Genomic DNA, 7,726 nt, shown 5'->3' with positions numbered 1-7,726 from the left:
AGTGGGCACTTTCGTTGAGCACAAGCGAGCACCTTCGCTGAGCCGCATCAGCTGCGCTGGGCGAATCGGTAGTGAGAGCTACTCGCCTTCATCGGGTTTCGACCAGCTCGTCGAGGTGATCTCCGGCAGGCTCAGTGCGAGGGTTGTTCCTGGGGCGATCTGAAGATCGCAGGTTGGACCCGGCGCTGGCCGTATGTCTGGGTGGCCGATGATCAACCAGCACTTGCGGAGCGGGACCTACTTGGTTCATTGCGGGCGGTGGTTGTCGTCGACCTGGACCGTCTCACCCGTCGGTGGCTCGGAACCGCACATTCTCCAGACGCCCGGTAAGCCGGGCGTGTATGCCGACGATCGCAATCCGCGGTCGCACGGCCATCCAGAGATCAGCTGCGGCGGCCGAGCCCAGGGGCGCCCCCGCTGACGATCCGAAAGGTCCCGTCGACCGGAATCGACCGGTCGGAGCGCCGGCGCTTCGCATCTCGGGCCCGATCACGCTCGAATGTCTCGTGCAGCTTCTGGTAGTCCTTGGCTCTGGACTTGAAGTCCGCCTTGTCCTGCCTCACCCGCTCGCGGAACCCCTCGAGCATCGACAGCCGATCAATCTCGGACTTGCTGGCGATGCCGAGTTCTGCGCGTGAACGCAATTTCTGCAGCAACCTGGCGAGGCGCTTGGGGTCCTTGCGCAGAGCGTCGAGCTCCTTGAGGTCCAACCTCGACAGGCGACCTACGCGCGTTCGCTTCTTTGCGGTCCGGGCCATGGTGGCATCGTAGGCGCGACAGTCTCGCTTCCGCTCCGGATGATCAGCTAATGACGTCTCCGACCACCGGTCGGATCGATGGACGGTCTGTCGAGATGCAGCGCAGATTAGCGGACCTACTTTAGCGAGACCAGGGCAACGCCTTGGGTGGGTCGGAAATCCCGTCCCAGCAGCCGTCCTGCTGGTCAATCTATCTAACGACGAACCAATAAACGCGTTGATGTGGCCTTTGCCGGAGACGCTGCGGGAATGCGGATTATCGGCACCGATCCCGCAGAAACCATGAGCGACTTCCACCTCAACCGTCCCTTTTATGCGATTTGTTCCATTTTAATTGGGCAATCCGGTGGTGGTTTCTCTGTGTCGTGTCGGTTGGTGCCCAGCTGACGTGACCCCAAAAGATCCCCTGACCAGCGAAGCTGAGATCGGTCACGTCCAGACCCGTCAGACCATGGCCGTACCCTGAATCGACCACAGCGCATTGCCATCGACAACAGACGGAGTGGGCCTATGATGCTGCCGCCCCCGGACGGACAGCTCAACCGGATCGGGATCCTGGACGAGTCCGGATACGCGCTCGATGTTCCGCTCGGAGACCAGAACACCCGGACGTTCTGGGAGGAGAACCCCGAACTGGTGGAACATCTGCGTCGGCGGCGGGCGCAGCTGGGCATCGTGATCACCGACGACAAGCTCACCGCACCCCCACCCTGCACGTCACCGCCGGCCGCAAGACCCCCTCGGCGCCGAAGCGGCCGCCGCTGGGCGGGACGAGACGGGTCATCCGGCGACGTCCGGAGTAACCGGACGAGGTGCCCACACCTCCTCCTCTGCTCCTGTGCGGATGCTCAGGCGCGGGTATCCGGCACCTCGATACCCCACAGCCCCAGCAGCGCCCGGCCGACCCCGTCCGGATCGTCGAGCCTGCCCTCCAGCCGTCCGTCGTGGTCGTCGAGGGTGGCTCGAAGCGCCTCGACGCAGCCTTCGACCTCGTCCCACTCCTTCCAGTTGCCGGCGTCCGCTCTGGTGAACCGATAGGGCTGGTACCGCCTGCGACGACTGCGCGGCAGCGCGGCCGGTGGACCGGTGATCACGATCGGAGGCTCCACCCCGTCCTCGTCGTAGACGAACACCACCGCCCCCTCGTCGTACTCCGTGTCGCCGGGCTCGAGCAGCAGCCAGTCGACACCGAGCGACGCATCCCGACAACCACGCCGCACAGCACGGTTCACCTGCTTCTCGACATCCGGATCGACCGTCATTTCGTCCCATCTGTCGAGCACGAAACCGGCCGTGACGTCGACGATCAGGCCCTCCGGGTCACGATTCACCCCGGGCACCGCCCGCCTCGGATCGTTCGCCTCGCCTTCGTCCCACAGCTTCCGGAGCCGGGGCAGATCCGCCGCCGTCAGCCGCTTCGTCTCCTCCGCCAGCCCCTCGACGAACGTCCGGACCTTGTCGATCATGCGCATGCTGCCGGTGACGACCGCCGCTTCGATCGTCCGATCGCGGGAATGAGCCGACGCGTTCGCCGACCCGATCACCGCTGTCGTCGACGTCGCGATCACCTTGGCGTGCAGCTCGCCCTCGCTGTAGACCCGCACCCCCGCCTCCAGATATGCGGCGATGGCCTCCGGACTGGTCGACCGTGACCGCACCGCCGAATCCGAGGCGTTCACCACCAGCATGTCGCCGCGTGTGAGCGGCAGCAGCGCCGGCGCATCGGCGCCGAGGAAGGCCACGGCGGCATACCGGCGGCCGCGGCTCCGGACTGCCGCGGTGATCTCGTCCCACACGGACCCGGTCACGAAAACGACACTCATGCCGTTATTGAATCCGGCAGACCACCTCCGACGGAGTAGCCGACTATGCCCGTCCCGGAACGTGTCGCGGCATTTGCGGCGTCGGCGACCAACACATTGGCTCGCGGCAGGTGGTGCCACCCACTCATCCGCCACACCAGCCGAGATGCAGGCACGGGTCGAGACGCTGCGCCGGACCCACACGTGGTCCGCCACCCGGACCACCCAAGGAGGTACCGGTCGTCCGTCGGGGCCCCTTGAGATCATCAGGGCATGGCGCATCTCCTGTCGGTCAGCAAACAGTGCCCTACCGAGGCGAAGCTCCTGGATGAAAGCACGATGGCTCAGCAGAGTTGGACAGAGCCTCACCACCTGGAGGCGTGGATCGTCGCGCATCCGGAGGTGCTGGATCCCTCGCTCAAGGTCGTCACGACCCAGTTTGCGCGGTGGGAATCCGACGGTGGCTCGGCTCGTGATCGCCTCGATGTCCTTGCCGTTGCCGACAGCGGTGAGCTCGTCGTCATCGAGCTCAAGCGTGCCGGCGACCGGCAGGTCCATCTCCAGGCGCTGACCTACGCCGCGCTCGTATCCGGCTTCACCCGGGAGATTCTGGCCAACGCTCACCTCGATTGGCTCCGCCTATGCGGCGACTCCACGGTGACGCTCGAGGAGGCACGCCGATCGTTGGAGAACCATGTCGAAGCGGAATGGACCGACGAACTGTTGGGGCTGCCCCGGATCATTCTGGTTGCGGAGAACTTTCCCGCGCAGGTCATCACCACGATCCAGTGGTTGAGCGATGTGGCCGGTGACATCACGATCGAAGCGCATGAATACCACCTGTTCGATCGGGGGGACGAAGTCGCGGTCTCGTTTCAGCGGATCCTTCCGGTCGAAGACCTGGAGGACCGACGATTGCGTCCCGGACTGGTCGACCGCACCACCGAGGTCAAAGAGCAGTTGTCGACGAACCGCCGTCGGGCAAGGTCGGTCGCGATCATTGCCGAAGCCGAAGCGATTCCCGCGGGGGCTGTGATCGGGCTGAGGCTCGAATCGCTGGTCAAGCCGGACGTGGTCGAGCAGGTGACGTCGTGGCTGGACGAGAACCCGATGCGGAAGGACATTCGGTGGGTCAACGATCCTGTGCGCCCCCTGATTTGGGCCGCCGCGGAGGATTCGCAACGTAGGTGGTCACCGACCAGCCTGCGCAACGAGATCTTCGAGCGGGCGATCGGCCAGCCGGGGACGTTCTCGGCTGCAGACGCGTGGTGCTTCAACGGACGCAGTCTGTATCTGATCGCGCAGGATCACATCGATTCGAGAGAACAGTAATTCGGTGCCATCAGCATTCGGCATATCGTCCGATGCGAGGGCGATTCTGTCGACACGTTCCCACTGGGCGTAGGGGTCTCACTGCTGATGGTTGTGCTGCTCACCGTAGTGCTTGCACTAGTTGGTGTGGGCTACCAGAAGGCTCGTCCTCCGGGCTCAGGCTGATCAGAGGGATCGTCGCTATCGAAATCAGCGGGCATGAACTGGCCGTAGATACCCTCTCGTTCACCCTGGAGGTAAAGGGCATGCTGTTCGTCGGCCCGAGCGGCCAACTCCGCGTGTCTTCTCCGCTTACCGAGATCGAGGGAGATTCTCTGGCCTTGTTCCATGCGGATCGCGATCCGGCACCCTAGAAAAATCGTGGTGCTCACACCGAGGAATATCAGCCCGGCCTGCCAGGACCACAGCGCGACCAACGCAGCAGCAGCAACGACAACACCGACCGCAATACCGCCACCGACGCCGTATATCGCAGCGTCAGGTCGGTGGGCCGACTTCCGCGAACCGCGAGTGTTCTCGGCGTTCGGATTTCCTTCGATCCATGCGGTGAGCTGCCACGTAGCGAACCAGATGAGCAACGCGACAGGTACCAATGCAATGAACCCGAGGACCTCTTGCCACCCTGAGTCGATCGCGATCCCGACGAGCGCAACGAGAACAAGAACAAGGACGATAGGGCCAAGGAGGTCGAAGCTGCCACCGGTGTTCTGGCTGGACACGGATACCTCTCATGGTGACTCGGAGCAGTGGACGCTCCGGTCGATCTCCGTGTCCCGTTTCTGCTGTGGAGAGGAAACTGTACCGCTCCGCCCAAGCAAGGCCCGGTGCTGGAGCGGCGTGTCACAAGGTGGTGGGTCACTTCGCGCGGAAGCTGCCGCAGCCGCTTCCCACCGATCGGCAGCTACTCGACCGCCGTGTCGGTGAACGCGCCATCCACCAGGGCGGGAACGTGCGCCTTGTGCCAGCTGGTGCGGCGGACGGCCTGGCGTGCGTTGTACAGACGCGCCGCCTGTGCCACAGCCGGATGCGTCAGGAAACGCCGGGCCTCGTCCAGGGTGTCGATCCAGAAGGACACCTGGTCCGCACCGCCGGCGGGCTGCGTCGCATGCTGCCCTTCGAGGCGTTCGACAGCACCGCCGAGGATCTCCTCGAACTCGTCGTCGTCCAATGCGGCACGAAGGAGGCTTTCGGCCACCCACACGCGCACCGGGTAGTGGTCCTGGTCATCCGCAACGACCGCCACCTGGACAGGACCGATGTTGACCCGCGACAGCACCTCAACCTGGCGGCGCAGAGTCACCACCCAGTGGTCGCCTTCGGTGATCGCCGGGGCCGGCACGAAGTCCCGCACATAGTCGGACAGAAAGGCCAGAACCTTGTCACGGCCCGGCATGCCGTTGAGTTCGGCGAGTCGTTCGTCGTCCCCGCGGTCCTCGCTGCCGATGCGGTAAGTCTCCTTGCGGGGCGCGGTGGGTGACCCACGCCGCCAGATCCTCGGGCGAGATCACCGTATTCCGGAACAGGGTTCGATGAGCGAGGGCGGTGAATTCGTCGATCAGTCCCGTGTAGGCCTCGGTGGTCATAGCCCCTGTCCCGTTCTCTTCGTTAGCGAACGTACGGATCGTACTGGGGCGGAAGTTGCCCGGATGATGTCGGGCTGCCCGTCAGAGGTCGTCTAGCTGGGCACACATGCCGAGTGTCCAGAAGGCCGTGGGGAATGAGGACCACGAACGACCTCGGAGCCCGGTGGTCGGGACCGGGTTCGGGGCTCGGCGTGGCGTCTCTCGGCGCTACATCCCTTGCGGGCAGAATCGGCCGGATGATCAAGGTCGACGCCACCCACATCACGACGCATCTCACCGAGAACGTGCTGGTGTGCGAGCTGTATCCGGGGGTGCTGGTGCTCGACACCTATCCGGGCGCGTTCCTGGCGACCCAGATGGGCGGGAACGTCACGAAGCTCCCCGTCGGGCAGCAGCGCACCTTCTCGATCCCCGACGTGCAGGTCGAGGGTGCTGCCGCCGCGTACAAGAACGCACTCGCCAACGCCGGCAGTGTGCTCTACAGCTCGTGGCCGCCGCCGCGCTGGTTGGAGTTGAACCGGTAGCGGGAACCGCCCCGCCGCGTGCTTGCTCGCTCTCCGGCGCGGTGACCGGTACCCGGGTGTCCACCACATGAGCTCCGCTGCGCTCCGCCTCTTCGCTCCAGGTGGTCCCCGACCCCTGTCGGACCCATTCCCTACTGTAATTCGCCCCAGGGAACGTTCACGGCGAGGCGGCCGGGCGCGACGGATTTGCTGAGCCGGTGCTCTGCCGACCTCGTGGCACGCGAGGTGGTGTGATGCGCAAGGATGCTCTTGTGGTGCGCCGGCTGTTGCAGCCGGTGCACGGCACGTTCGGACGGCGCGCACGGGCTCGCGCTGGGCGTTCAGTATTCATCGTCGAGTGAGCCTCGTGAAGGAGCGTTGTGAGCACCCTCGGTAGCTTCATCTGGTCGATCGCCGACCAACTTCGGGGTCCCTACCGCCCCAACCAGTACGGCAACGTGATCCTCCCGCTGACGATCCTGCGCCGCCTCGACTGCATCCTCGAACCCGACCGGGAGACGGTGCGCGCTCTGGCGGCGAAGTACGACAACCCCAACCGGCTCAAGGTCGAGGTCAAGAAGGCCACCGGGCGGCCGTTCTACAACACCTCGAACTACTCCTTCGCCAACCTCCTCCAAGACGCCGACGGGCTGGCGGACAACCTGGCCGACTACATCGACCGGTTCTCGCCCGACGTCGACGTGTTCGAGTACTTCGACTTCAAGAAGGAGATCCTCGCCCTGGAGAAGGCGGAGCTCCTGCGCGAGGTCATCACGTCCTTCAAGTCCGTCGACCTGCACCCGGACGTCGTCTCCAACGCCGACATGGGCGATGCGTTCGAGTACATCATCCGCAAGTTCAACGAGGCCGCGAACGAGACCTCCGGTGACCACTACACCCCGCGGGACGCGATCCGGCTGCTGGTCGATCTGCTCTTCGCCGAGAAGGACGTCGACCTGACCGAGGCCGGTATCGTCCGCACGCTGTACGACCCGACCGCGGGCACCGGCGGCATGCTGGCTCTGGCCGAGGAGCACCTGCTCGCCCAGAACCCCGACGCGAAGCTGAGCCTGTACGGCCAGGAGTACAACCCGCAGTCGTACGCGATCTGCAAATCCGACCTGCTCGCCAAGGGTCACGACGCGACCAACATCGCCTTCGGCAACACCCTCACCGACGACGCGTTCAAGGACAGAAAGTTCGACTTCTGCATGTCCAACCCGCCGTACGGCGTCGACTGGAAGCAGTACGCCAAGGCGGTCACGAAAGAGCGCGACGAAGCCGGTCCCTACGGCCGGTTCGCGCCCGGGCTCCCGGCGACCTCGGACGGGCAGATGCTGTTCCTGCTCCACCTGGCCCACAAGATGCGGGCCCCCGAGGACGGTGGCGGCCGCGTCGGCATCGTCATGAACGGCTCGCCGCTCTTCACCGGCGCCGCCGAGTCCGGCCCCTCCAACATCCGCAAGTGGCTGCTGGAGAACGACCTGGTCGAGGCTATCGTCGCGCTGCCGACCAACATGTTCTTCAACACCGGCATCGCCACCTACATCTGGATCCTCGACAACACCAAGCACCCCGACCGCAAGGGCCTGGTCCAGCTCATCGACGGCACCTCCTTCTGGACCAAGATGCGCAAGAACCTCGGCTCCAAGGGCCGCGAGATCAGCGACACCGACCGCACCAAGATTGTGAAGTTGTACGCCGACTTCACCGACGCCGACCCGGACTACTCCAAGGTGCTGCGCAAC

7 protein-coding genes are annotated in these 7,726 nt (G+C 64.8%); 3 read left to right on the top strand and 4 right to left on the bottom strand.

Features of this window, described 5'->3' with window-relative positions:
- Positions 1-383: 383 nt before the first annotated feature.
- Complete coding sequence (locus I0Q12_RS11095; protein ID WP_197251969.1) at positions 384-758, bottom strand: hypothetical protein; 375 nt, start codon at positions 756-758, stop codon at positions 384-386.
- An 848-nt stretch (positions 759-1,606) separates the two neighbouring features.
- Positions 1,607-2,581: a phospholipase D family protein gene (locus I0Q12_RS11090; protein WP_197251968.1), complete on the bottom strand. Its 975-nt coding sequence runs from the start codon at positions 2,579-2,581 to the stop codon at positions 1,607-1,609.
- A 318-nt stretch (positions 2,582-2,899) separates the two neighbouring features.
- On the opposite strand from I0Q12_RS11090, the gene I0Q12_RS11085 reads away from it, so the two are divergent.
- Positions 2,900-3,892 (top strand): DNA-binding protein, encoded by a 993-nt coding sequence (locus I0Q12_RS11085; protein ID WP_197251967.1) that lies wholly within the window; start codon positions 2,900-2,902, stop codon positions 3,890-3,892.
- 131 nt (positions 3,893-4,023) lie between these two features.
- On the opposite strand, the gene I0Q12_RS11080 is transcribed toward I0Q12_RS11085, so the two are convergent.
- The gene (locus tag I0Q12_RS11080; RefSeq protein ID WP_197251966.1) at positions 4,024-4,611 is read right to left on the bottom strand and encodes a hypothetical protein; all 588 of its coding nucleotides are present in this window, start codon (positions 4,609-4,611) and stop codon (positions 4,024-4,026) included.
- A gap of 182 nt (positions 4,612-4,793) precedes the next feature.
- Positions 4,794-5,285: a hypothetical protein gene (locus I0Q12_RS11075; protein ID WP_197251965.1), complete on the bottom strand. Its 492-nt coding sequence runs from the start codon at positions 5,283-5,285 to the stop codon at positions 4,794-4,796.
- A gap of 426 nt (positions 5,286-5,711) precedes the next feature.
- Here I0Q12_RS11075 and I0Q12_RS11070 point away from each other — a divergent pair, with 426 nt between their 5' ends.
- Together I0Q12_RS11070 and I0Q12_RS11065 are read left to right on the top strand one after the other, a co-directional pair.
- The gene (locus I0Q12_RS11070; protein WP_197251964.1) at positions 5,712-5,999 is read left to right on the top strand and encodes a hypothetical protein; all 288 of its coding nucleotides are present in this window, start codon (positions 5,712-5,714) and stop codon (positions 5,997-5,999) included.
- 359 nt (positions 6,000-6,358) lie between these two features.
- Positions 6,359-7,726, top strand: a 1,368-nt coding sequence (locus I0Q12_RS11065) for a class I SAM-dependent DNA methyltransferase (RefSeq protein ID WP_307846174.1), incomplete at its 3' end; no start/stop codon positions are given.

Source organism: Rhodococcus sp. CX (assembly GCF_015865005.1).
Taxonomy (GTDB): Bacteria; Actinomycetota; Actinomycetes; order Mycobacteriales; family Mycobacteriaceae; genus Rhodococcus.
The sequence above is the reverse complement of the archived record's forward strand: the minus strand, read 5'-3'. Positions and strand labels throughout refer to the sequence as shown.

Bases quoted from the DNA above. Each gene is read 5' to 3' on its own strand.
- I0Q12_RS11090 (WP_197251968.1), bottom strand. From the start codon at position 2,581: ATGAGTGTCGTTTTCGTGACCGGGTCCGTGTGGGACGAGATCACCGCG.
- I0Q12_RS11095 (WP_197251969.1), bottom strand. From the start codon at position 758: ATGGCCCGGACCGCAAAGAAGCGAACGCGCGTAGGTCGCCTGTCGAGG.
- I0Q12_RS11070 (WP_197251964.1), top strand. From the start codon at position 5,712: ATGATCAAGGTCGACGCCACCCACATCACGACGCATCTCACCGAGAAC.
- I0Q12_RS11075 (WP_197251965.1), bottom strand. From the start codon at position 5,285: ATGCCGGGCCGTGACAAGGTTCTGGCCTTTCTGTCCGACTATGTGCGG.
- I0Q12_RS11085 (WP_197251967.1), top strand. From the start codon at position 2,900: ATGGCTCAGCAGAGTTGGACAGAGCCTCACCACCTGGAGGCGTGGATC.